Consider the following 22452-nt stretch of genomic DNA (forward strand, 5'->3'; position numbering starts at 1 on the left):
GCGTCAGAGCCGACTCGTGGTCGCCTCGTCCTCGGCACCGGCGAAGAAGTGGTCGAGCACCTCGCGGAAGACCGGCTGCTCCGGCGCGGCGCGGGCGAACAGCGTCATCGACGAGCGCAGCTTCTGCGCGTCGATCGAGCCCATGACCCGCACCGGGTCGTCGGTGTCCAGCGCGGTGAGCGCCCGGGAGCACTCGACCAGCCGGCGGCCCAGCACCGGGTGCGCGAGGTAGGCGCGGGCCTCGTCCAGTCCCGAGAGAGCGAACCGCTGCGCCATGCCGCTGCGGCCGAGCCCGGCGATCTGCGGGAAGACGAACCACATCCAGTGGGTGCGCTTCTCCCCGGCGCGCAGCTCGGCCAGGGCCTGGTCGTAGGTCTGGGCCTGGGCGTCGACGAACCGGCGGAGGTCGGAGGAATCGCTCACCCCGGCCCCTTGCCCACGCCGATGAGTTCCACACCGCGAGCCGGTCTGACCGGCATGGAGACGACGACGCTCGACCTGGGCCCGCAGACCGCCGAGGTGGCCCGCGTGGTGGCCGGGGTGCGGGACGAGCAGCTGGGCGACCCGACGCCGTGCGAGGGCATGCCGGTCGCCGGCCTGCTCGACCACCTGGTGGGCCTGACGCTGGCGTTCCGGTTCGCTGCGGAGAAGACCGCGTTCGAGGGCGGCCCCTCGGCGGACGCGGCCGCCCTGCCCGCGGACTGGCGCACCCGGCTGCCCGCGCAGCTCGAGGCGCTGGCCGCCGCCTGGCGCGAACCGGCCGCGTGGGAGGGCGAGGTGGAGGTGGCCGGCGTGCGGATGCCCGCGCCGGCGATGGCCACCGTCGCCCTGGACGAGGTGCTGGTGCACGGCTGGGACCTCGCCGTCGCCACCGGCCAGGGCTACCGGCCCGACGACGCCGCCGTCCAGGCGTGCCTGGAGTTCGTCGGCGACCGCAGCGACCCCTCGGGGGAGCCGGCGGGGCTGTTCGGGCCGCCGGTGCCCGTGCCCGACGACGCGCCGGCGTTCGACCGGCTGCTGGGGCGCACCGGCCGCGATCCGCGTTGGCGGCGCTGAACGCACGGGTCCGGCGCCACCCCAGGGCGGGCGACGCCGGACCGGTGTGCGGCTCGCGGGTCAGCCGTGCCCGTGCCCGTTCTCGGCGAGCGGGAGCCCGCGGTGGGTCTCGGAGTGCCCGCAGGTGCAGGCGCCCGCGGGGCAGTGCGAGCACGACGCGCTCGGCGGCAGGTCGAGCGCCGGGTTGCCGTCGAAGAAGCCGACCGGCTTGAGCATGAAGCCGATGTAGGCGCACGGCATGACCGGCCAGTCTTCCGGTCGCACCACGTGGTGGGCGCCGACGGTGTACCAGAGCACGACGTCGGTGTCCTCCAGCGGCGCGTCGTCGGCGAGGTACTCGGGCAGGCCCTGGGCGTCGGGGCTCTGGTACGGGTAGTCGCCGGCGGCGTACAGCTCCCGGGGCTCGTACCTCGTCACCCACAGGTTGTGCTGCACGAAGCGCGCCCGGTCGTAGATGGCCGAACCTTCCTGCAGCATCGAGGGGACGACGTCGCGGGGCATCAGCTTGTAGCCGACCGGGCTGCCGAGCTCGTTGACCTTCGAGGGGTTGACCACCTTCCAGTACCGCGCGGTGGAGAACTCCCAGTCGCGGGCGCCCTCGGCCTCCGACGCCACCAGCGTCTCCCGGGTGATCCAGGCGTTGGAGTGCGGGTTGAGGGCCGGGTCGGGCTCGGGGACCGAGTCGACCTCGTAGACGCTGTTGCCCGGACCGTCCACGCACATGTCCATGCGGACGTTGAAGTGGTGCTGGTGGTGCGGCCCGTAGAGGCCGGGGGCGACGAGGTTGCCGTACCGCGGCTTCTCGCCCTCGGCGATCGCGCCGGTGGTCAGGACGCCGGTGAGCTTCACCTCGTACTCGATGTTCCCGTCGGTGTAGAGGTACCAGAAGAAGCCGTACTCGTAGTTGCCGACGGTGGCGATGAAGGAGATGACCAGCCGTCGGGAGCGGCGGACCTCGACGACGCCGGTGCGGAAGTCGGTGTGCTTCCAGGCGATGCCGTAGTCCTCCTCGTGCATGCAGATGGCATTGGGGATGGTGACGGCGTTGCCCAGGGAGTCGTTGACGACGCCGTCGAAGTAGAAGATCTCGCCGAGGCAGTCGCAGCCCAGGGTGAGGGGGTTGGCCATCAGCCCCATCCCGACCTCGCCCATGTCGAACACGTTCTTGTTCCAGTGGGTGGGCGCGGTGTCGCCGTAGGGGACGACCATCTCCGACAGTGCCGCCCGGTACATGATCGGCCGCTCGACGCCGCGGTCGGTGTAGCTGAGCTGGTGCAGCACCAGGCCCTCGCGCGGGTTGAACCCGACCCGCAGCGCCCACTTCTGCCACGTCACGGAGTGGCCGTCGACGGTGAAGCTGGGGCCCTCGGGCTGGGTGATCTCGATCGGCTTGAGGTCGTCGCGGAACTGGCTGAACGCCGGGCGGTTGCCCTCGCGGAACAGGAACCGTTCCTCGTAGTTCCCGGCGTACCGGGGGAGCGGCACCACGCCGTGGTCCTCGACGTCGACCACGGCCATGGCGTCCAGGTCGAAGGTGACGATGACCCCCTCGACCGGCCGCGCGTAGCCGTGCTCGCCGGGCTCGGAGCGGATGAACGTCAGCGGCCGGCAGAGCAGGGGGGAGTTGTCGTAGTGGTCCTGCGCGCCGTAGTAGCCAGTGGGCCACGGGTCCACCATCGCCAGGTCGAAGTCGGTGACCCCGCGCTTGCGCATCGCCTCCTGCCAGCGCGGGTCCTGCACCACCACCTTCTCCACGCCGTCCATGTGCTCGGCGAGGTAGGAGGGGAACCGGCCGGGCACCGGCGTCCAGGAGGCGAGCATCCCGGCGTCGAGGTCGACGACCCCTTCGAAGATGAGCTTCCGGGCGCCGTCGTAGGCGACGACGAAGGCCTGCCGGGGCGGGACGTCGGCGGGGTCGAAGGCCAGGCCGGCCGGCTTGACCGGCTCGGCCAGCGAGATCATCACGAACCGCAGGGTGGGGGTGGCGTGCTCGCTCGCCCCCACGATCGAGGCGGTGCGCTCGATCTCTTCGCCGCTGAGCGGGTCCAGCGGGTGGGGCGCGGCGGCGGTGGGGGCGCCGGGCAGATCGGTCAGTGCGGTGTCGACGGCCATGCGGGAAGGCTCCTCGGACGAGTGGAGAATCGGAAGGGGGACGGCGGCCGGGTTCAGACCGGATCGCCGGCTGACGTGGAGCGCTGCTGCGGCAGCTCGAGCACGGCCAGGTGGGCGAGGGCGTCGGGTGCGCTGAGCTTCGCCGCCGAGCGCCGTCCGAAGACGTAGACCAGCACGCCCACGAGCAGGGCCACGGCCACGATCGAGCCGAGCCAGGTCATCCAGGTCGACGCCGGGACGTCGATCCAGGGCGTGGCGAAGGAGTAGTAGATGCCGGCCGTGGTGCTCAGCGAGCCGATGACGGCGACGGCCCAGACGGCGGGCATGCCGCCGGGGATCCGCCAGAAGTCCTCGGTGGCGTAGCGGTCCGCGTACTTCTTGCGGGCCCGCACCAGCGGCACGAAGAAGAAGAAGCCGGACACCAGCCAGATGACGCTGAGCGCACCGGTCAGGTAGACGGTGACGTTGGCCAGGCTGGACTGGGAGAACAGCGCCACCATGACCGTCGAGGACAGGGCTCCCTGGACCAGCAGCGCGGTGACCGGATTGCGGGTGCGCGGGTTGAGGTGGGTGAAGATCCGGGGCAGGTGCCGCTCGAGGCCGGAGACGAAGATCAGCCGGGAGTAGGCGATCTGGTAGGTCACCAGGGCCACGAAGACGATCGCGGCGAGGACGACGGCGGCGACCTCCATGAGCCCGGGGAAGCCGGCGACGTCGAGCATCCCGATGACACCGGTGACCGGGTCGATCTGCTCGGACGGCAGCGCCATCATCGTGCCCAGCGTGGTGAGCAGGTAGATGGCGATCAGCGCCAGCGAGCCCCAGCCGATCATGCGGGTGGCGCTGCGCTTCACCGACAGGAACTCCGCGCCCATGTTGAACGGCGTCTCCACGCCGACCAGGTACAGCAGCACGGTGCCGAAGAGGAAACCGCCGACGGCGAAGTTCGGGATGAGCGCGTCGCGGGCGACGAATTCGGTGGCCGGCCCGCCGTTGTTCACCGCGTACAGGGCGCCGGCCACGAAGATCACCGCGGTCAGCGCGCCGTACGTGAGGAAGGCGAGGTCATGATCCGCTGGTTGGCGGCCAGCTTGGCCAGCGCCAGCCCGATGACCACCCAGAGGATGAGCAGCTGCAGGATGATGCTCAGCGTGATGCCGATCTCGGCGTGGAACGCCAGGAGCAGCAGCTGCACCACGATGGCCGGCGACGCGGCGCCGTTGAGGATCACCGGCATCCAGGACAGGTAGCCGCCGAAGAAGGCCATCGGCTCGTTCATCGTGCGGTAGGCCCAGATGTAGACCCCGCCCTGCCCGGGCCACAGGTTTCCGAGCTCGGCGACGGCGAGGCCGGCCGGGGCGAGGAAGAGCACGATGCCGAGCACCCACATCGGGATCGCGTTCCACCCGCCGGTGGCCATCACCGAGGAGCCGGTGATCCAGCAGATGATGAACACGTAGGTGGCGGTGAGGCCGAACGTGCTCATCACCTTGGGCAGCACCTGCTCGGGCACCAGCTCGGTGGTCATGAGCTGCTCGCGCGGCGGGGGCGTGGTCGGCGGAGAAGTCGTCGGCGGGGCGGCGGACGTCGGCAGGGCATCGGCGGACATGGGCACTCCAGGGCGTCGGGCAGGGGGGCGGGCGGGTGGGTCGGGCGGCTAGTGCGCGCCCTCGATGGCGCCGTCGGTCATGCGGACGACGCGGCTGGCCTGCTCGGCGACCGTCGGGTCGTGCGTGCTGGCGACGACTGTGACGCCGAGGTCCGAGCACAGCTCGCGGAGCAGGCGGACGACCGTCGCGCCGGTGCGGTGGTCGAGGTTGGCCGTGGGCTCGTCGGCGAGGATCAGCTGCGGGTTGCTGATCAGCGAGCGGGCGATGGCGGTGCGCTGCTGCTCGCCGCCGGACATCTTGGTGGGGGAGTGGTCCACCCGGTGGCCCAGGCCGACCAGGTCGAGCAGCTCCAGGGCGCGCTTCCGGAGCGCCGCCCGGTCGTAGGGCTCGAACATCAGCGGCAGCTCGACGTTCTCGACGGCCGACAGGAACGGGATCAGGTTGTAGCTCTGGAAGATGAAGCCGACGGTGTCGTGGCGCAGGGCGGCGAACTGGCTCTCGGTGAGCGTCGCGGTGTCCGTGCCGTTGATGACCACGGTGCCCTTGGTCGGCCGGTCCAGCCCGCCGATGATGTTGAGCAGCGTGGACTTGCCGCTGCCGCTGGGGCCCATCAGGCAGACGAACTCACCGGGCAGCACGGTGAGGTCGGCGGCGACGAGCGCCCGGACCACCTCGTCGCCGAGCTTGTGCAGCTTCCAGGCGCCGGTCACCTGGACGACGGGGCGGGCGGTCGCCGGCGTCCCGTCGGGGCTCGCGGTGCCGGTGTCGGGGGCGAGGGTCATGGTCAGGCTCCAGACGAGAGGGATCGGATCGGCGGACGGGAGGCGGCCCGCCAGGTCGGCAGGATGCTGGTGGCCACCGCGGCGACGGCGCTGACGAGGACGGCGACCAGCACCCCGACGGCGGTGCCGGCGGCCGACACCCCCGAGGCGGCGGCCCCGGTCGCGGCGAGGACCGCCGCGGTGCCGACGGCGGCGACCGCGCCGAGGACGGCGCCGAGGACCGAGGCGATCACCGGCTCGACCAGCAGCGCGGCGACCACCGGCGGGCGGGGTACGCCGGTGGCGCTGAGCACGCCGAGCTCGCGGGTGCGGTGCACGACGGTGCGGGTGGTGGACACCGCCACCTCCACGACGCCGACCAGCAGCACCGTGACGGCGATGAGCACCACGGCCCGCTCGATCGCGTCGGCGTGGCCGAGCGCGGCGGCCTGGGCGCTGATGCCCGAGGCCATGCCGAGCACCAGGACGAGGAGGAAGGCGCCGGTCGCGGTCGTGAGGATGGGCAGCGCCAGCGCCCCGGCGCGGCGGCGGGTGGAGAGCAGGCCGTAGGCCAGGCCGAGCCTCAACTGGTTCATGCGGAGTCCCCGAGGAGCTGGACCGGCCGCTGCTGCAGCAGCCGGTGGACCGGTACGAGTGCGCCGACGATCGCCATCGCCGGCAGGTAGGCGGCGACGGTGCCGGCGGCGGCGAGCCAGGCGACGGGGGTGGCGATCTGCGGCACCACCAGCCAGACGGCGATCCCGGCGAAGGTGATGCCGAGCAGGTAGGCCGAGACGAAGACCAGTGCGGACTCGACGAGGAAGAAGTAGAGGACCTCGTCGGCCAGGCCGATGCTGGCCATGATCCCGAACTCCCGGCGGCGTTCCTGCACCGCGGCGAGGAAGGAGGAGATGGCGATGACGAACCCGAGCACCAGCCCGATCACCGAGATCAGCCCGAACGCCGAGCTGGTCACCTGGCCGGAGAAGAGGGCGGAGAACTCCTGCTCGAAGGTCGTCGACCCGCCGCCGCCGACCGCGTCGTAGATCAGCCCGCCGCCGCCGGCCTCGGGCTGGACGGCCGGGTTGGTGGTCGAGGGCAACCCGGTCTCCGCCGACAGCAGCGCGCCCAGGTCGTTGCGGCCGGCCTGGTCGGCCGGTTCGGTCACCGTCCACCAACCGTCGTCCCCGACGACGTCGACGGCGAGCGCCTCCGGGACGGCGACCACCGCGTCGTCGCCGCCGACGGTGACCGCCAGGTCGGCGCCGCCGAAGGCGAGGGTGTCGCCGCCGGCCAGCCCGAGCGTCGCGGCGGCCTGCGCGCCGAGGACGGCGGTGCCGTCGGCGATGGCGTCGCTGCCGTAGACCGGCAGGTCACCGGCGTCCGACGACCAGACGCCGGTGACGGTGCGGGCCGCCGTCCAGCCGTCGGGGACGGTGAGGTCGGGCGCCGGGCCGTCGGCGACGATCGCGCCCGCGTCGCTGTCGTAGTGGACGCCGGCCGCGGGCACCGCCCACAGCGAGGCGCCGTCGAGGACGCGGGTCACCGAGTCGCTGCCGGTGATGGCGAAGCTCGAGGAGATGGTGCGCACCACGGTCACCGAGAGGATGGCCAGGGCGATGCCGAAGACGGCGAGGGCGAACCGCTCCGGGCGCCGGCGCACGTTCGCGAGGGCGAACCGGAGCAGCCGGACCGATGTGCTGTTCCGCAGGCTCCGGGCGGCTGCCTCGATCTGCACCGGGTGCCCGAGCGCGCCGCCGCGGGTCTCCTGGACCGTCGTCACTGCCATGCCGGAACTGTGCGGGCGGGTTGTTTCCCCTGTTCGAACCGCGATCTTCCGTGCTGGTGAACGGGCAGACCACCGCGTGAACGCCGCGTTCCGGAGTTCGCACTCAGCGGCGGGCGGTCGCCCCTGCGGCGAGGGTGGCGGCGACCAGCTGCGCGCCGACCAGCCCGAGCCCCAGCCACATGAGCGGCGCGGGGCCTGCCGCGTGCACGTGCCCAGATGGCGGGGCGAGCATCTGCAGGTGGATGGCGAGCATCGCGGCGTCCACGGCAGCCGTCATCGCCCAGACCCGCCCCGACGGATTCCGCCACAGGTGCCAGCCGCAGGGCAGGCAGGCCAGCGCCATGCCGAGCATGGCCAGCGAGCCGAGGGAGGACGCGTCGACCAGCAGCAGGTGGACGACGGCGGAGCCGAACGCCAGGAGGGCGGCGGCCCGGCCGAGGGCACGGACGCCGGCGGGCACGGCGAGGACGGCGGTGCCCTCGCGCGGGAACGTGGTCATCGGGTCTCCCGGTGGTCGCCGGCGCCCGGTCGGCGCCGCCGGTCACCGACCCTGTCCGCCGGTCGTTTCCGCAGCATCTCGGCTCCGGCACGTTCCGGCGACACCCGCGCGCCCCGCCACCGGTGGTGCGGCACATGTCGAAGCCGTGTCATCTGCCGCCGGCCCAGCTGCTGCGACCTCCGGAGGGGAACCCGGGGGAGGACGGCACCGCACGAGGAGGAGACATGCACAGGAGCACACGGATGGTCGCCGGCGCGCTGCTGGCCGCGGGCCTGGGGCTGAGCGGCTGCGGCCAGGACGACGAGGTCGACGAGGGCCCCGGCGTCCCGGAGGTGTTCCAGAGCGAGGAGGTCGGCAGCCCCGACCCCGTCGACGGCGGCGAGGAGGATGCCGACGGCGTCGACCGCGGCACCGGCGGCATCGACGAGGACGACGACACCGACTGACCCGCCGACACCGGCCGACCCGCCGACACCGGCTGACCCGCCGACACCGGCTGACCCGCCGACACCCCGGGTGACGACAGCGAGATCGGTCACGGTGCCATGAGCCGGCGCGCCTGCCGATGAGCCTTCGTGGGTGACGGTCCTTCGCGATCCCCGTCGCCCGGGGGTGCACGGCATGAGCGAGCGACGACGTCGTCTCGGCGACGGGCTGGCCGTCCTGGCGGGCGCGCGTCCGGACGTGCTGGCGGCCGCGCCCGGGGCGCGGCCCCGGTTCGTGGCGCTGGGTGGCGTGCTGCTGAGCACCGGTGCGCTGGCCGCGGTGTCGGCCGCCTTCGCCGTCGCGATGGCGCTGGGCGTGTGGTGGCCGCTGGCCCTGCTCGTGGGCCTGGGCTGGGGCGCGGTCGTGGTCAACCTCGACCGGATGCTGCTGGTCGGGATGGCGCACGACTCCTCGCTGAAGCGGAACCTGGCGATGGCCGTGCCCCGCGTCGGGCTGGCGCTGGTGCTCGGCGTCGTCGTCGCCACGCCGCTGACGCTGCAGGTGTTCCACAAGGAGATCGACGCCGAGATCGTCGTGATGCAGGCCGAGGCCGCCGACGCGCACCGGCAGACCCTCGAGGCCGACACCCGGTTCGCCGGGCTGCCGGAGCTGGAGGAGCGGATCGCCGCGCAGGAGGCGGTCGTCGCCACCGGCGGTGCCAGCGATCCCGGGCTGGCCGCGGTCCGCGACGCGGTGACCGCCGAGCAGGCGGTGCTGGACTCGGCGCTGGTGCTGTCCCGCGAGCTCGACGCGAAGGCCCAGTGCGAGCTGGACGGCACCTGCGGCACCGGCGACGCCGGCACGGGGGAGGCCTACGCGCAGGCCCGCGCTGCCGCCGACGCGCAGGCCGCCGTCGTCGCCGCGGCGCGCAGCGAGCTCGACGCCGCCGTCGCCGCGGTGGGTGCGGCCGAGGGCCGCAGCGCGCAGCTGGCCACGTCGTCGCTGGACGGCGACCGGGCCGAGTTCACCCGGCTGACCGCCGAGCTGGACCGGCTGCAGGCCGCCTTCGACGCCCAGAACGAGGGCTCGGGCGGGATCCTGCTGCGGCTGGAGGCGCTGGACCGGCTGGGGGACGAGAACGGCACGCTGGCCGCCGCGCAGTTCATGCTCTCGCTGCTGTTCATGTGCGTCGAGGTGCTGCCGGTGCTGATGAAGCTGCTGCTGAACTTCAGCCCGCCGACCGCCTACGACCGGCTGGCCGCCATGCGCGACTCCGGCGACGTCGACCTGGAGGAGATGGCCCAGGAGTCGCGGCGGACGGTGGCGCAGGCGAAGGAGGAGCTGCTGGTGCTCGCCGAGAAGGAGCGGGTCGACCGGCAGAAGGAGGCGATCCTCGCGCGGCGCCGGGCGGCGCTGGCCGAGGTGGCGGCCCGGGTGGAGCGCGAGCGGCAGGTCGAGCCGGCCCCCGTCGAGCCGGCCGTCGGCGAGGAGCCGCGGCAGCTGTGGGACACCGGCCCGATCCGCGAGCTGGCCCGCAGCGCCGCCGTCCGGACGGTGCGCTCGGTCCGCCGGCGTCCCACCGACCGGACGCCGACTACCGTCTGAGCCCTGGCGGGGTGCCTTCCGCCTGCGTCCTGATCACCCGGACGGGGTGAACCGGGCGCGACGGCGATCCGACCGCTGAAGTTCCGGTTTCGAGAGGTCGAGATCCTCCCCATGCAGATCAGCCGGATGGCCCCCGAGGTGGCCACCCCGCGGGTGGTCGCCCGGACCGCCGGGCTGCTCACCACCACGGGCGGCCTGGCAGCCGTCGCGCTGGTGCTCGGCACGCCCGGCGGGCTGCGCGAGATGCACCCGGCCGTCGTCGGCATGGGGCCGGTCACCACCCTGCTGGGGCTGGCCGTTATCCGCTGGGGGCACCTGGTGCCGCGGATCTTCTTCCAGGTGCTGGTCGCCGTCGGCGCGGTGGGCATCGGGGTCGTCGCCGTCGCCTCGCCCACCGCGCACGGCGCGGTGGCGGTGCTGGCGCTGATGACGTTCGCCTCGATGGACGCCTTCCTGTTCTTCCCGCTGCTCTGGGCGCTGGGGTTCCTCGCCGAGCTGCTGGTCATCGGCGCCGTCGTCGTCGTGCTCCGGGGCGACGTCGCCACCGGGCCGGCGCTGGTCCTGGGGCTGCTCGTCGTCGGCTCGGCCGGAGCCGTCGGCGTCCTGGCGCGGCGGGCGGCCAGCGCGGCCGAGGACGCGCTCACCGGCCTGATGAACCGGCGCGGCTTCGACGAGGCGCTGGACTCCGCGGTGCGGACGGCGCTGCGCACCGGCGAGCCCCTGGCGGCGGCGCTGTTCGACCTCGACCACTTCAAGACCGTCAACGACACCCACGGCCACGCGGCCGGCGACGAGATGCTGCGCACGGTCGCGGGCGCCTGGCGGTCGTCGCTGCCGCGCGGCGCCGTCCTCGCGCGGCACGGCGGCGACGAGTTCTCCCTGCTGCTGCCCGGGCACGACGGCGACCGGGCGCTGGCCTGCGCGGAGCGGCTGCGGGCGGCGCTGCCGGAGATCGGCACGTCGGTGGGGGTGGCCGAGTTCGAGCTGGGCGACTCGCCGGCCGACGTGATGCGGCGGGCCGACGCCGCGCTGTACCGGGTGAAGACCTTCGGCCGCGGGCGCAGCGAGCTCGACGCCGGCGGCCGCAGCCCGATGGCACGCGACCTGGCCGCCGCGCTCGCCGACGGGCCGGCCGGTGGGCTGTCGGTGCACCTCCAGCCGATCGTCACCCCGGTCGACGGCGCGATCGCCGGCGTCGAGGCGCTGGTGCGGTGGACCCACCCCGAGCGCGGGCCGGTGCCGCCCGTCGAGTTCGTGCCGGTGGCCGAGCAGGAGGGCCTGGTCGGCGCGCTCGGCGCCTTCGTGTGGACGGCGGCCTGCCGGGACGCCCGCACGCTCTCCGACGCCACCGGGCGCGCGCTGTTCCTCACCGTCAACGTGTCGGGGCTGGAGCTCGACGACCCCGGCTTCCCCGACCGGGTGCTGGCCACGCTGGCGGCGACCGGCTGGCCGGCGTCGCGCACCGTCGTCGAGGTGACCGAGAGCCTGGTGGAGGCGGAGACGACGCGGTCGGTGGCGGCGCTGCACGTGCTGCGCGAGCACGGGCTGCGGGTGGCGATCGACGACTTCGGCACCGGCTACTCCGCGCTGGCGCGGCTGGACACGCTGCCCACCGACTACCTGAAGCTGGACAACTCCTTCGTCTCCTCGATCACCACGTCGAACCGGCGGGCGCGGCTGCTGCGCAGCGTCATGGCGCTCGCCGACGCGCTGGACCTGGTGCTGATCGCCGAGGGCGTGGAGACGGCGGAGCAGGCGCAGACGCTCACCGCGCTGGGCTGCCCGTTCGCGCAGGGCTACCTGTACAGCCGGCCCCGCCCGGTGGCCGAGCTGGTCGCCGAGTTCGCGCAGGGTGGCCCGGGTCACGTCCCGGTTGCCCTGTCCGCACCGGCGGCATCGGCTAGACAGTCCTCATGACCGAGGTGACGACGGCGACCGGTGGCGGCATGCTCTCCCGCGAGGAGATGGACGCCGCGCGCGAGCGGCTGCCCATCGTGTACGTCGACGTGGTGCCCGTACGGGTCGACGACCACGGCACGGTGATCGCCGTCGGCCTGCTGCTGCGGGCCGGCGAGGACGGGCAGATCAAGCGGGCTCTGGTCTCCGGGCGGGTGCTGTACCACGAGCGCATCCGGGCGGCGCTGCTGCGGCACATCGAGAAGGACCTCGGTCCGCTCGCGCTGCCGCGGCTGCCCCCTGCGCCGCAGCCGTTCACCGTCGCCGAGTACTTCCCGACGCCGGGCGTGACGCCGTTCCACGACCCGCGGCAGCACGCGGTGTCGCTGGCCTACGTGGTGCCGGTCGAGGGCGACTGCGCGCCGCAGCAGGACGCGCTGGAGCTGACCTGGTTCTCGCCGCTGGAGGCGCGGGACCCGGCGGTGCTGGCCGAGCTGATGAACGGGCAGGCGACGCTGCTGCTGCAGGCGCTGGCGCACCTCGGCGTCTGACGCGTCGACCCGCCCGTTCCACGGCGCGGCCGGCCGGTGGTCAGGTCCGGGAGGCGACCGGCTGGTTGCTGGCCCACAGCAGGAAGCGCGTCGCCTGCTGCAGATCGGGGATGTCGTTGCCGACCAGCGACCGGAGCAGGTCGTTGCTCCAGGTGGCCAGGCGGCCGATCGTCCAGGTGGTCTTCGCGGCCGGCGGCAGGTCGAGGTCGAAGACCAGCTTGGCGATCTCCTTCTTGCCGTCCGTCGGGGCCGAGTACCGCAGCACCGGCAGCCACCGGTCGGGCTCGACGACGCAGAGCACCTTGGTCAGCAGCGGCTCCTTGTTGAACGACGGGAAGCCGACGGCCTTGCCGTCGATCAACCGGGTGAGCCGGTCCTCCAGGGGCACCGTCTCGGGGCCGTGCAGCAGGTAGCCGATCGACTCGCGCACCTTCTGCGCCGCCGTGTCCGGGCCCTGGGTCTTCCAGGTCCGGTTGAGGCCGGACATGTTGCCGGGCGAGGCGATCGTGCTGGAGTTGGCGAAGTGCAGCAGGTCCTCGGCGGGTGCGGTGGGGAGACCGTCCCGACTGAACAGCTCCTGGTAGCGGTCGCGGTACCCGGCGACCTCCGGGTCGGGCTCGGGCCGGTCGAGCAGGAACTCGGCCTGCAGCAGGGCGACCCGGTCGCGGATCTCGTGGCGGACGGCGGTGGCCGTGGGGAAGTCGGCGCGCAGCGAGTCGATCGTCTGCACGGCGGGCCGGCCGGGGTCGCGGCGGACCTCGCCGCGCAGCCACTCGGTGCCGCAGTCGTTGCAGTGGATGAGCAGTCGGCTGTCGGCCTGGGGCGTGCCGTTGATGTCTTCGCTCGAGCAGTTCGGGCAGGCGATGAGCGCCATGGAGGTCCTCGTTCTCAATCGGTCTTGTGCAACGAGCACCGGCGGCTTGGTGCGCCTCGTCATCGAGGACGTCGACCGGCACGGCGAGCCACGGGGCGTCCGCCGTCCGCCGGTCGGGTCAAGGTTCCCACGGCGCGAGCCGCAGGGCGCCGCCCGGAGGCGGCGACCCGGTCGAGGTGGGGCGGTCGCTCCGGGATCAGCCGATGCGCGCCGTCCGCTCCGGGGCGCGGGCGGACTCGACGAACTCCCGCAGCACGGGGTAGACCTCGGCCTCCCAGCGGGAGCCGCTGAACACGCCGTAGTGGCCCACGCCGTCCTGCAGGTGGTGGCGCTTGCGCTCCGCCGGGATCCCGGTGCACAGCTGGTGGGCCGCCTCTGTCTGGCCGGGGGAGCAGATGTCGTCGTTCGCGCCCTCCACGGTGAGCAGCGCGGTGTCCCGGATGGCGCCGGGGTCGACCGGCCGGCCCCGCCAGGTGAAGCGCCCGGTGGCGAAGTCGTGCTGCTGGAAGATGCGGGCGACCGTCTCCAGGTAGAACTCGGCGGGGACGTCCATCACCGCGCCGTACTCGTCGTAGAAGGCGCGGGTGGTCGCGGCCGCGGCCTCGTTGCCGGCCACCAGATCGCGGTACATGCGGGCGTGCGCGGTGAGGTGCCGCGTGGTGTTCATCGACATGAAGGCGGTGAGCTGGACGACGCCGGGGTACACCCGCCGCCCGGCGCCGGCGTACCGGCGGGGCACCGTGTCGACGACCCGGCGCTCGTACCAGGTGATCGGCCGGGTGGCGGCCGCGGTGTTGACCCGGTTCGGGTTGACGCGGGTGTCGACCGGGCCGGCCATGAGCGTGACGCTGCGGGGCTGGGCGGGGTCGTCGGCCTCCGCGAGCAGGGCCACGGCGGACAGGACGGGGACGGCGGGCTGGCAGACGGCCACGACGTGGGTGTCGGGGCCCAGGGAGCGCAGCGCCTCCATCACGTGCTCGATGTACTCGTCCAGCCCGAACGGCCCGTGCTCGGCCGGGACGTCGCGGGCGTTGTGCCAGTCGATGACGTGCACGTCGTGGTCGGACAGCAGCGTGCGGATCGTCGGCCGGATGAGCGTGGTGAAGTGGCCGGACATGGGGCCGACGACGAGCACGCGGGGCTGGGGAGGGGCCGACGGCTTGGCGAAGTGCAGCAGGGTGGCGAACGGCGTGGTCAGCGTCGGCTGCTCGACGACCTGCACGTCGCGGTCGCCGACCCGGACGGCGTCGATGCCGAACTCCGGGCGGTCGTGCGTGGGCCGGGCCTTGGCGAGGATGTCGCAGGCCGCCCGCACGTGCCGGACGCCGGCAGCCTTGGCCAGCGGGGCGGGGAGGGCGTGCAGTGCCCGCGCAGTCAGCTCGGACGCCGCGACGACGGGCGCTCCCGCTCGACGGTTCATCTCGTACGCGGTGTAGAGCATCGGCCTGCCGTTCGCGAGGGAGTCGGTGACGGACGTCACCCTCTCAGGACGGTAACCGGAACCACCGACGGCGGCACGCAGGGGCCCGGGCGGCGTGGCGGGGGCGCCGGCCGGTCACGGCCGGGCCGGTGCGCCCTCCGACGTCCGGGAGCGCACCCGGGCCACCAGGGGTGGGACCAGCTCCGCGCCCGCGGCGCCGACGGCGGCCGAGCCGAGCACCACCGACCACGACACCGGGTCCAGCGGCGTGCAGCCGAAGAACCGGCTCACCCCCGGCGTCTGCACGATGGCCACCAGCGCGGCGAGCGACCCGGCCACGGTGGCCAGCACCAGCGGGCTGCGCCGGCCGGACCACGCGGTCTGCGCGAGCTGGGTGGCGATCAGCGCGGCCAGGCCCATGGTGCTCGCCCGGCCGGGGAGGACCGGGGTGAGCCGGCCCGCGACCCAGGCGCCGGTGGCGCCGGTGGCGGTCGCCGCCCCGCGGATCAGCACCATGCGCCGCACCTCGCGGGTGAACCCCCGGTGCGGGCCGGCGCGGAGCACGGCGGCGAGGGGGTGCCCGGCCAGCGGGCCGTCGTCGTCGGGAGCCTGGGCATCGCGCGGGGCGGCGACCGCGACCGCCAGCGCCGGGAACATGTCGGTGAGCAGGTTGACCAGGAGCAGCTGGCGGGTGCCCAGCGGCGCCCGGCCGCCGACGGCGGTGCCGAGCACGGTGAACGCCACCTCGCCGGCGTTGCCGCCGACCAGGATGGACACCGCGTCGCGGACGCGCGACCACATGGCGCGGCCCTCCGCGATCGCGTCGACCAGCCGGGTGAGGTCGAGGTCGGTGAGCACCAGGTCGGCGGCGGTGCGGGCGGCCGGCGACTCGGCGCCCTCCACGCCGACGCCGACGTCGGCCAGCCGGATCGCCGCGGCGTCGTTCACGCCGTCGCCGGTCATCGCCAGGGTCGCCCCGGCCTTGCGCAGAGCCGAGACGAGGGTGACCTTCTGCTCGGGCGAGAGGCGGGCGAACACCGCCGTCTCCGCCACCATCCGGGCCCGCTCGCTGTCCGAGGCGCGGGCCAGCCGGGCGCCGGTGACCACCTTGTCGGCGTCGGGGATGCCGGCCTCGGCGGCGATGGCGCTCGCGGTCTCGGGGTGGTCGCCGGTGGCGACGACGACGCGGACGCCGGCGGCGCGCAGCTGCTCGACCGCCCGCACCGAGGACTCCCGCAGCGTGTCGGCGAGCCCGACCAGCCCGCGCAGGGTGAGCCCGGTGGCCGCCTCGTCGAGGTCGCCGGGGACGTCGTCGACCGCGCGGTCGGCGACGGCCAGCACCCGCAGGCCCTCGCCGGCGAGCTGCCTGATCCGGTCGGCCGCCTCGCCGGCCCCGGCGCAGCGGCGGAGCACGGTCTCGGGTGCGCCCTTCACCACCAGCCGGCCGTCCCGAACGGCGGCGGAGAAGCCGCGGCCGGCGGCGAAGGCCAGGCTCGCGTCGGGGGCGTCGTCCCAGGCGTCCCCGGCCGCGTCGAGGACGGCGCGGTCGGTCTCGTGCGCGGCGTCGTCGCCGTTGCCCATGCCGGCGGCGGCCAGCCGGAGCAGCTCGTCGTCGCTGCCGCCGTCCAGCGGGACCAGCCGGGCGACCCGCAGCCGGTTCTCGGTCAGCGTGCCGGTCTTGTCGAAGCAGACGGTGTCGACACGGCCCAGCGCCTCCAGCACCCGGGCGCTGCGCACCACCGCACCGCGCCGGGACAGCCGCCGGGCCGCGGCCTGCTGGGCGACCGTGGCGACCAGCGGCAGCCCCTCGGGCACGGCGGCGACCGCGATGGCGACCCCGGCCGCGACCGATTCGCGCAGCGGCCGGCGCCACAGCACGGACAGCACGGTGACCGCCGCGCCGCCGGCCAGGGTGAGCGGCAGGACGGCGCGGGTGAGCTCGGCCAGCCGCGCCTGGACGCCGGCCGGGGGAGCCGCACCCCCGGCCGCGCGCGCGGCCCGCCCGGCCTGGGTGGCCGCGCCGACGGCGACGACGACGGCCCGGCCGCGCCCGGCGACCACCGTGGTGCCGTCGAAGAGCATGCAGGTGCGGTCGGCGACCTCGGCCCCGGGCGTCGCGGCCACCGACTTGCCGACCGACAGCGACTCGCCGGTGAGGCCGGACTCGTCGACCTCCAGGTCCTCGGCCGCCAGCAGCCGGGCGTCCGCGGCGATCACGTCGCCGGACTCGACGACCACGACGTCGCCGGGCCGCAGGGCGGTGCCGGGCACCTCCTCGGTCCCGCTGTCGGTCTCGCGGCGGGCGCAGGTGTCCTGCTCGAGCAGCAGCGACTCCAGCGCGGACTCCGCGCGCAGCCGCTGCAGCCCGCTGACGACGGCGTTGATCGCGGTGACGCTGCCGACCAGCACCGCGTCGGTGATCTCGCCGAGGACGGCGGTGGCGCCGGCCCCGGTGACCAGGATCGGGGTGAGCGGGTCGGCCAGCTCGGCGGCGACGGTGCGGGCGAACCGGGCGGGCGGGAGCGCCGCCGCCCGCCGGGTCAGGGCCGCCACCCGGGTCGGCCGCTGCTCCGCCTCGCCGGGCCGGTCGGCCAGCCGGCGCAGGACGTCGTCGGGCTCCAGCGCGTGCCAGGGGGTGTGCGCGGTGGGCGCCGGGACGGGCCGGCCCGCCACGCGGACGGCGGCCAGGGTGGCGGTGGTCATCGTGGTGACGGTCGCCCACTTGCCCGGGGTCGTCGCCCGGCGCTGCCCGGAGCGGGCGCTGCCGACGGCGGCGAGCAGCCCGCCGAGCACGTTGCCGGTCAGCGCGGTGCCGGCCGACCGCCGGCTGACCGCCTTCGCGACCGGGACCGCGGCGACGATGCGGCAGGCGTCGGCCAGCCCGGGGGAGGTGACCAGGTCGGCGCCCCACGCGGGCGCCCGCCCGTCGAGGACGGGGGTGACCGCGATGTCGGCGGCCAGCAGCGCGGGGCCGGCCACTGCGGACACCAGCAGCACGCCGCGCCCGTCCTCCTGCAGCTGGCGGACCGTGTCGACGAGGGGTGCGTCGGCGGGGACGACGTCGTCGGCCAGGCCGGCGATCTCCCGGGCGCCGACGTGCCGGGTGAGGACCAGCCGCAGCCCGGCGTCGGTCGCGGTGCTGAGCAGCGCCTCCGCGTGCGGGTCGAGCTCGGGGGCGACGGTGACGGTGCCGACCCGCCGGCGGCCCTGGAGGAGGCTCCGCACCTCGCCGCCGGGGGCGTCGCCGGTCGCGCGCGGGGGGCCGAGGCGGACCCCGCCGTCGTCCCCGGTGAGCAGGCGGCCGGCGGCCGTCCAGACGTCGGCGTCGCTCCAGGCCTCACCGGTGGCCTCGACGACCACCGGCGGGCCGGTGCAGAGGGCGGCGGCGTCGACGACGACGGTGTCGACGCGGTCGAGCCGGCGGTAGGCCGAGCCGTCGAGCGGGAGGACGCCGCGGCGGCACAGCAGCAGGTCCAGCGTGGCGGCGAAGGACTCCCGGCCCTGGACGGCGGCCTTGGGCGTGAGCGCCTTGAGCAGGTCGGCGCCGCGGCCGGGGCTGCGGGTGAGCGCGAGGACGGTGAGCGCCGCGGCGAGCTCGCTCGGGGCGAGGCGGTCGCGGTAGGTCTCGACCGGGCCGTTCCGCAGCGGCGCCGGGCGCGGGCCGGGCGGGTGCTCGGCGGCCCGGTCGTCCTCGGGCTCGGGGCGGCAGAGCTCCCGCTCGCGGCGGCGCCACACCTGGCGGCGCGCGCGCATCTCTCCGGCCCGCTGGACGGCGGCGGTGGCGTTGAGGGCCGGCACGGTCGGGCTCTGGGTGAGGGCGTGCAGCAGCGCGCCGGTGCCCTCGAAGACCAGGTCGGTGCCGACGGGGCCGATCCGGTCGGACAGCGCCTGCTTGAGCCACTGCTGGGTGTCGAGCAGCGACATGAGCAGGGTGGCGTGCCGGTGCACGGCGGGGATCGGCAGGTACTTCGCGGCGGTGGCGACACCGAACGCCGCGGTGTCGACGGCGGCGGCCAGGACGGCGGCCAGCAGGGGTTCGAGGTCGGCCGGGTGGTCGGGGCGCTGCGGGAAGACGCCGGTGCCGCCGCGGGCCTGCTCGATCTCGGTGACCACGCCGACGACGTCCTCGACGCCGACCCGGCGGGCGTCGACGGCGACCATCACCCGGCCGACGACGTCGTTGACCGTGGCCCACTCGACGCCCTCGAGCCGCTCCAGAGAGCTGCGCAGCGCGGAGCGGGCGCCGGGTGCGCCGTCGTCGGCGGGGTCCTCGACCTCGATCTGCAGGCGGTCGCGGTCGCCCCAGACCCGTCGCGTGTGGCGGGCGAGCGGCGGTTCGAGCATGCCCCTGGCGACGTCGACCAGGTCGTGCAGGTGACCGCCGGGGAGCGGGTCGGCGCCGGTGACGAGGGTGCCGACGGCGCGGGTGGTGGAGACGGCGGTGCTCCGCGCCAGGTGCAGCGAGCCGCTGACCCCGGCGCGGGCGATGCTCCGCGTGAGCCCGGCCGTCCCGCCGAGCAGCCCGGCGCCGACCAGCACGGGGACGGCGGCCACTGCGGCGACGCCGGTCGCGAGGGAGGTGGCCTCGCGCACGGCGGCCTGCGCGGTGCTGCCGGCCCGGGCGAGCCGGCGAAGCAGTGCCATGGCGCCCCCGTGTGACGACGGTCACTGCAGACGGTACGTCGTCAGGGGGACGGGAGCAGCACCCCGCGGCGCGTCAGGTGCGGTCCTTCTTCGCCTGACGGTCCGCGTGCGTCTCGCCGGCGACCGCGATGTCGGTCGGCGGCACCTCGACGATCCAGGCCCGGACGGTCTCCGGCGGTGCGCCGATGCTCTCGGTGGTGGCCTGGCTGACCGCGGCGAGCAGGTCGCGCTTCTGCTGCTCGGTGCGGCCGGCGATCATGGTGATCTGGATGAAGGGCATGCCGGTATGCCTAGCAGCCACCGGCCGGCGCCGCGACGACTCCGGATCAGGCCGCGGTCGCGACCGGCGGGTCCACCCGGCGGGGGAGCTCCAGGGTGGCCGGTCCGGCACCCGCGTCGGTCCTCCGCGACATGCCCCTCACCGGCGCTCCGGCGGCCGGGACGCCGAGAGAGCGGGCCACCGCGTCGAGGTGGCGGAGCGCCTCGTCGTGCAGCTCCTGGAGAGCGGCCGCCGCCGCTGCGTGCGCCTCGTCCACGGTGCCGGCAGATCCACTGGTCATGGTGGTCTCATCGGCGGGCGGCCGGTGCTCCGTGACCGGGGCGCCGGTTCCCTACCGGCAGGCGTCGTCCTGTTCCGGGCGGACGACGACGGCGGGGAAGGCGCCCGGCCCCGAGGTCGCGACCATCCTCGCGTTCGCCCCGAACTGGCCCTTCGGGTACATGGTGGTGGCCAGGAAGCTGACGCCCTGGCCGAAGGCCTTGCAGCCGCCGGAGCCGGGGTCCGCCGACGCGGCGGTCGCCGGCGCGACCAGCAGCACGGTGGCGGCTGCCGTGGTGATCAGTGGGCGTCGAACGGACATGGTGGACCTCCCGTGCCATCGCGGAGCCGGCTGATGGACGACGATGCTGGCCGCGAGCCGGCTCCGTGCCCAGGGGTCCGGGGAGCGCGGGCTTCACGACGGGGCGAGGCGACACGCTCCGTCGTCCTCGGGCGGTGCACCGTCACCGGCCGTCGTCAGGGGACGACGTCCGGCACGATGTTCTGGCTCTCCCGGGGCGGGCGCACGTAGTCGCTCTCGATCGGCGGCCGGGGCGGTAGCTCCGGAGCCTCGGGCGTGAGGTCCTCGTACGGCACCTGCGCCAGCAGGTGGGTGATGACGTTGAGCCGGGCCCGTTTCTTGACCTCGGCGTCGACCACCCACCACGGCGCCTCGGGGATGTCGGTGGCGGCGAACATCGCGTCCTTCGCGCGGGAGAAGTCGACCCAGCGGTTGCGGGCCTCGAGGTCCATCGGGCTGAGCTTCCAGCGCTTGGTCGGGTCCTCGACCCGGCCCTGGAAGCGCTTCTCCTGCTCGGTGTCGCTGACCGAGAACCAGTACTTGATCACCTGGATGCCGCTGCGGATGAGCATCCGCTCGAACTCCGGGCAGGAGCGGAGGAACTCCTCGACCTCCGCGTCGGTGGCGAAGCCCATGACCCGCTCGACGCCGGCGCGGTTGTACCAGGAGCGGTCGAGCAGGACCATCTCGCCGGCCGCGGGCAGGTGGGCGACGTAGCGCTGGAAGTACCACTGGGTCTTCTCGCGCTCGGTCGGCGCGGGCAGCGCGACGACGTGGGCGGCGCGGGGGTTGAGGCTCTCGGTGATCCGCTGGATCGCCCCGCCCTTCCCGGCGGCGTCGCGCCCCTCGAAGATGACGACCACCTTGAGGCCCTTGGCGCGGATGAACTCCTGCTGCTTGACCAGCTCGACCTGGAGCCGGGCCAGTTCCTCCTCGTAGTAGGCCTTGTCGACCTTGCGGGTCGAGGTCGGGGTGTCCTCGACGGAACGGGCGGTCGTACCGGGTGCGGCCATGGGTCAGCATCGCGCCGGGCGCGCGGCGGTGGCAACCCCGGCGCCTGCTCAGGCCGGGACGGGCTCGGGGTCCCGCTCGGGCTGCGTGGCGGCCCGCGGCTGCGACAGCGCGTACGCCGCCGCGGACGCGACCACGAGGGCGGCGGCCAGCGCGGGTGCGGCGAGCGCGGTGGTCACACCCAGCCGGTCGACGACGACGCCGGTGACCGCGGAGGCAACCGCCTGGCCGACGACGACCGCGGAGTTGAGCATCGTCATGGTGGTCGCCGAGCGGCCGGCCGGGCTCAGCGTCGCGCCGAGGCTGTACAGGGTGACCAGCGTCGGCCCGATGCCGCAGCCGAGCACCGCCAGGGCGACGACGAGGCCGGTGCCGGACCGGGCGAACGCGTAGCCGATCGCGGCGGCGAGCAGCAGCGACCCGAAGGCGAGCCACCGCGCCGTCAGGGTGAACCGCTCCGGCAGGGCGGCGGTGCCGAGCGCGAGCACGGCCGAGCCGATGCCCATGACGCCGTAGAGCAGGCCGGCGCTGTCGCCGTCGCCGTCGACGGCGAGGAAGCCGGTGAGCGAGGTGAGCGTCGCGCCGAAGAAGATGCCAACGCCCAGCGTGCCGACCACGACGGTGAGCAGCCGGAACCGGAAGAGCTCCCGGGCCGGCGCTTGGGAGGTGGCCGAGTGCTCCGTGCCGGGGTGGAGCCGGCCGGTGGGGTGCAGGGCGAACGCGGTGACGAAGACGAAAGTGAGCGCCGAGGCGCCGGCGATGGCCACCCACGGGGCGATCGCGACGGCGAGCAGCCCGACGAGGAACGGGCCGACGATGAAGACCATCTCGTCGGCGGCGGACTCGTAGGCCATCGTGCCGTTGAGCACCTTCTCGCGGCGGTCCTGCCGCACCGAGCGGCGGATGATGGCCATCAGCCGGGTGCGCGACATGGGGGCGATCTGCGGCGCGGAGGCGCCGATCAGCACGGACAGCGCGAGGAGCGTCGCGTTCGCGGCGGTGCTCGCGACGACGAACGGGAAGGCGCCGAGCAGGGCGGCGTTGACCAGCCCCACCGGGACGAGCACCCGGCGCTGGCCGAAGCGGTCGGCGGCGGCGCCGAGCAGCGGGCCGGCGATCGCGGTGCCGATGCCGGCGACGGCCGAGTTGAGGCCGCCGAGGGTCACCGACCCCCGCTCGGCGACGACGAGGGTGAGGACGCCGACGGTCATCATCGCGAAGGGCAGCCGAGCGATGAAGGCGATTGGGAAGTAGGAGAGACCGGCCGAGCGGATGAGCACTGAACTGGTCGGGCGCGTGTGGAACATGACCTCTGCTGCTGCGGATCGGGCGTGCCGCCTTGATCCGCCGGTGGGCCGG

21 protein-coding genes are annotated in these 22452 nt (G+C 74.6%); 5 read left to right on the plus strand and 16 right to left on the minus strand.

The window, feature by feature from the left end; genetic code table 11:
• Positions 1-3: 3 nt before the first annotated feature.
• Positions 4-423, minus strand: a complete 420-nt coding sequence (locus O2W17_RS15485) for a DUF1810 domain-containing protein (protein ID WP_269193330.1) — start codon at positions 421-423, stop codon at positions 4-6.
• A gap of 21 nt (positions 424-444) precedes the next feature.
• Between O2W17_RS15485 and O2W17_RS15490 the strand changes: the two genes are divergently transcribed.
• Positions 445-1056, plus strand: coding sequence for a TIGR03086 family metal-binding protein (locus O2W17_RS15490; protein ID WP_269193331.1), 612 nt, complete (start codon positions 445-447; stop codon positions 1054-1056).
• Between the two features lie 60 nt (positions 1057-1116).
• On the opposite strand, the gene O2W17_RS15495 is transcribed toward O2W17_RS15490, so the two are convergent.
• The 7 genes from O2W17_RS15495 to O2W17_RS15525 all read right to left on the minus strand — a co-directional run bounded on the left by O2W17_RS15495 (position 1117) and on the right by O2W17_RS15525 (position 7827).
• Entirely contained in the window at positions 1117-3168 is a 2052-nt protein-coding gene (locus tag O2W17_RS15495) for a primary-amine oxidase (RefSeq protein ID WP_269193332.1), read from the minus strand.
• A 53-nt stretch (positions 3169-3221) separates the two neighbouring features.
• Positions 3222-4199: a hypothetical protein gene (locus O2W17_RS15500; protein WP_269193333.1), complete on the minus strand. Its 978-nt coding sequence runs from the start codon at positions 4197-4199 to the stop codon at positions 3222-3224.
• Positions 4200-4204: 5 nt separating this feature from the next.
• Complete coding sequence (locus O2W17_RS15505; protein ID WP_269193334.1) at positions 4205-4777, minus strand: amino acid permease; 573 nt, start codon at positions 4775-4777, stop codon at positions 4205-4207.
• 48 nt (positions 4778-4825) lie between these two features.
• Positions 4826-5560, minus strand: coding sequence for an ABC transporter ATP-binding protein (locus tag O2W17_RS15510; RefSeq protein WP_269193335.1), 735 nt, complete (start codon positions 5558-5560; stop codon positions 4826-4828).
• Positions 5561-5562: 2 nt separating this feature from the next.
• Entirely contained in the window at positions 5563-6135 is a 573-nt protein-coding gene (locus tag O2W17_RS15515) for an FtsX-like permease family protein (RefSeq protein WP_269193336.1), read from the minus strand.
• Positions 6132-7328 (minus strand): FtsX-like permease family protein, encoded by a 1197-nt coding sequence (locus tag O2W17_RS15520; RefSeq protein ID WP_269193337.1) that lies wholly within the window; start codon positions 7326-7328, stop codon positions 6132-6134. Before O2W17_RS15520 ends, O2W17_RS15515 begins: the two co-directional genes overlap by 4 nt.
• A 103-nt stretch (positions 7329-7431) precedes the next feature.
• Complete coding sequence (locus tag O2W17_RS15525; RefSeq protein ID WP_269193338.1) at positions 7432-7827, minus strand: hypothetical protein; 396 nt, start codon at positions 7825-7827, stop codon at positions 7432-7434.
• Positions 7828-8051: 224 nt separating this feature from the next.
• Between O2W17_RS15525 and O2W17_RS15530 the strand changes: the two genes are divergently transcribed.
• From O2W17_RS15530 to O2W17_RS15545, 4 genes are all read left to right on the plus strand, one after another.
• Positions 8052-8273 carry a hypothetical protein gene (locus O2W17_RS15530; protein WP_269193339.1) on the plus strand — a complete coding sequence of 74 codons (222 nt, stop codon included), beginning with the start codon at positions 8052-8054 and terminating at the stop codon, positions 8271-8273.
• Between the two features lie 175 nt (positions 8274-8448).
• Positions 8449-9858, plus strand: a complete 1410-nt coding sequence (locus O2W17_RS15535) for a DUF4407 domain-containing protein (protein ID WP_269193340.1) — start codon at positions 8449-8451, stop codon at positions 9856-9858.
• A gap of 111 nt (positions 9859-9969) precedes the next feature.
• The gene (locus O2W17_RS15540) at positions 9970-11775 is read left to right on the plus strand and encodes a putative bifunctional diguanylate cyclase/phosphodiesterase (protein ID WP_269193341.1); all 1806 of its coding nucleotides are present in this window, start codon (positions 9970-9972) and stop codon (positions 11773-11775) included.
• On the plus strand, positions 11772-12305 hold the full coding sequence (locus tag O2W17_RS15545) for a DUF4916 domain-containing protein (RefSeq protein WP_269193342.1): 534 nt from the start codon (positions 11772-11774) through the stop codon (positions 12303-12305). The genes O2W17_RS15540 and O2W17_RS15545 overlap by 4 nt, the downstream gene beginning before the upstream one ends.
• A gap of 40 nt (positions 12306-12345) precedes the next feature.
• Here O2W17_RS15545 and O2W17_RS15550 read toward each other — a convergent pair whose 3' ends face one another.
• The 8 genes from O2W17_RS15550 to O2W17_RS15585 form a co-directional block, all read right to left on the minus strand.
• Positions 12346-13179: a hypothetical protein gene (locus O2W17_RS15550; RefSeq protein WP_269193343.1), complete on the minus strand. Its 834-nt coding sequence runs from the start codon at positions 13177-13179 to the stop codon at positions 12346-12348.
• A gap of 196 nt (positions 13180-13375) precedes the next feature.
• Positions 13376-14659, minus strand: coding sequence for a polyhydroxyalkanoate depolymerase (locus O2W17_RS15555; RefSeq protein WP_269193344.1), 1284 nt, complete (start codon positions 14657-14659; stop codon positions 13376-13378).
• A gap of 75 nt (positions 14660-14734) precedes the next feature.
• A complete protein-coding gene (locus O2W17_RS15560) occupies positions 14735-19243 on the minus strand; it encodes a cation-translocating P-type ATPase (protein WP_269193345.1) in 4509 nt (1502 codons plus the stop codon).
• Between the two features lie 73 nt (positions 19244-19316).
• Positions 19317-19634, minus strand: coding sequence for a tautomerase family protein (locus O2W17_RS15565; RefSeq protein WP_331254315.1), 318 nt, complete (start codon positions 19632-19634; stop codon positions 19317-19319).
• Positions 19570-19803, minus strand: a complete 234-nt coding sequence (locus O2W17_RS15570; protein WP_269193347.1) for a hypothetical protein — start codon at positions 19801-19803, stop codon at positions 19570-19572. The genes O2W17_RS15565 and O2W17_RS15570 overlap by 65 nt, the downstream gene beginning before the upstream one ends.
• Before the next feature lie 51 nt (positions 19804-19854).
• Positions 19855-20103, minus strand: coding sequence for a hypothetical protein (locus O2W17_RS15575; RefSeq protein ID WP_269193348.1), 249 nt, complete (start codon positions 20101-20103; stop codon positions 19855-19857).
• 155 nt (positions 20104-20258) lie between these two features.
• The gene (gene ppk2, locus O2W17_RS15580; RefSeq protein WP_269193349.1) at positions 20259-21095 is read right to left on the minus strand and encodes a polyphosphate kinase 2; all 837 of its coding nucleotides are present in this window, start codon (positions 21093-21095) and stop codon (positions 20259-20261) included.
• Between the two features lie 48 nt (positions 21096-21143).
• Entirely contained in the window at positions 21144-22400 is a 1257-nt protein-coding gene (locus O2W17_RS15585; protein ID WP_269193350.1) for an MFS transporter, read from the minus strand.
• Positions 22401-22452 lie beyond the last annotated feature (52 nt).

Source organism: Blastococcus sp. VKM Ac-2987 (assembly GCF_026967805.1).
GTDB lineage: Bacteria > Actinomycetota > Actinomycetes > Mycobacteriales > Geodermatophilaceae > Blastococcus.

What these genes read in the sequence shown, in the direction of transcription:
- O2W17_RS15490 (WP_269193331.1), top strand. Translation starts at nt 445, where the DNA reads ATGAGTTCCACACCGCGAGCCGGTCTGACCGGCATGGAGACGACGACG.
- O2W17_RS15495 (WP_269193332.1), bottom strand. Translation starts at nt 3,168, where the DNA reads ATGGCCGTCGACACCGCACTGACCGATCTGCCCGGCGCCCCCACCGCC.
- O2W17_RS15505 (WP_269193334.1), bottom strand. Translation starts at nt 4,777, where the DNA reads ATGTCCGCCGATGCCCTGCCGACGTCCGCCGCCCCGCCGACGACTTCT.
- O2W17_RS15510 (WP_269193335.1), bottom strand. Translation starts at nt 5,560, where the DNA reads ATGACCCTCGCCCCCGACACCGGCACCGCGAGCCCCGACGGGACGCCG.
- O2W17_RS15515 (WP_269193336.1), bottom strand. Translation starts at nt 6,135, where the DNA reads ATGAACCAGTTGAGGCTCGGCCTGGCCTACGGCCTGCTCTCCACCCGC.
- O2W17_RS15520 (WP_269193337.1), bottom strand. Translation starts at nt 7,328, where the DNA reads ATGGCAGTGACGACGGTCCAGGAGACCCGCGGCGGCGCGCTCGGGCAC.
- O2W17_RS15525 (WP_269193338.1), bottom strand. Translation starts at nt 7,827, where the DNA reads ATGACCACGTTCCCGCGCGAGGGCACCGCCGTCCTCGCCGTGCCCGCC.
- O2W17_RS15530 (WP_269193339.1), top strand. Translation starts at nt 8,052, where the DNA reads ATGCACAGGAGCACACGGATGGTCGCCGGCGCGCTGCTGGCCGCGGGC.
- O2W17_RS15535 (WP_269193340.1), top strand. Translation starts at nt 8,449, where the DNA reads ATGAGCGAGCGACGACGTCGTCTCGGCGACGGGCTGGCCGTCCTGGCG.
- O2W17_RS15540 (WP_269193341.1), top strand. Translation starts at nt 9,970, where the DNA reads ATGCAGATCAGCCGGATGGCCCCCGAGGTGGCCACCCCGCGGGTGGTC.
- O2W17_RS15545 (WP_269193342.1), top strand. Translation starts at nt 11,772, where the DNA reads ATGACCGAGGTGACGACGGCGACCGGTGGCGGCATGCTCTCCCGCGAG.
- O2W17_RS15550 (WP_269193343.1), bottom strand. Translation starts at nt 13,179, where the DNA reads ATGGCGCTCATCGCCTGCCCGAACTGCTCGAGCGAAGACATCAACGGC.
- O2W17_RS15560 (WP_269193345.1), bottom strand. Translation starts at nt 19,243, where the DNA reads ATGGCACTGCTTCGCCGGCTCGCCCGGGCCGGCAGCACCGCGCAGGCC.
- O2W17_RS15570 (WP_269193347.1), bottom strand. Translation starts at nt 19,803, where the DNA reads ATGACCAGTGGATCTGCCGGCACCGTGGACGAGGCGCACGCAGCGGCG.
- O2W17_RS15575 (WP_269193348.1), bottom strand. Translation starts at nt 20,103, where the DNA reads ATGTCCGTTCGACGCCCACTGATCACCACGGCAGCCGCCACCGTGCTG.
- ppk2 (WP_269193349.1), bottom strand. Translation starts at nt 21,095, where the DNA reads ATGGCCGCACCCGGTACGACCGCCCGTTCCGTCGAGGACACCCCGACC.
- O2W17_RS15585 (WP_269193350.1), bottom strand. Translation starts at nt 22,400, where the DNA reads ATGTTCCACACGCGCCCGACCAGTTCAGTGCTCATCCGCTCGGCCGGT.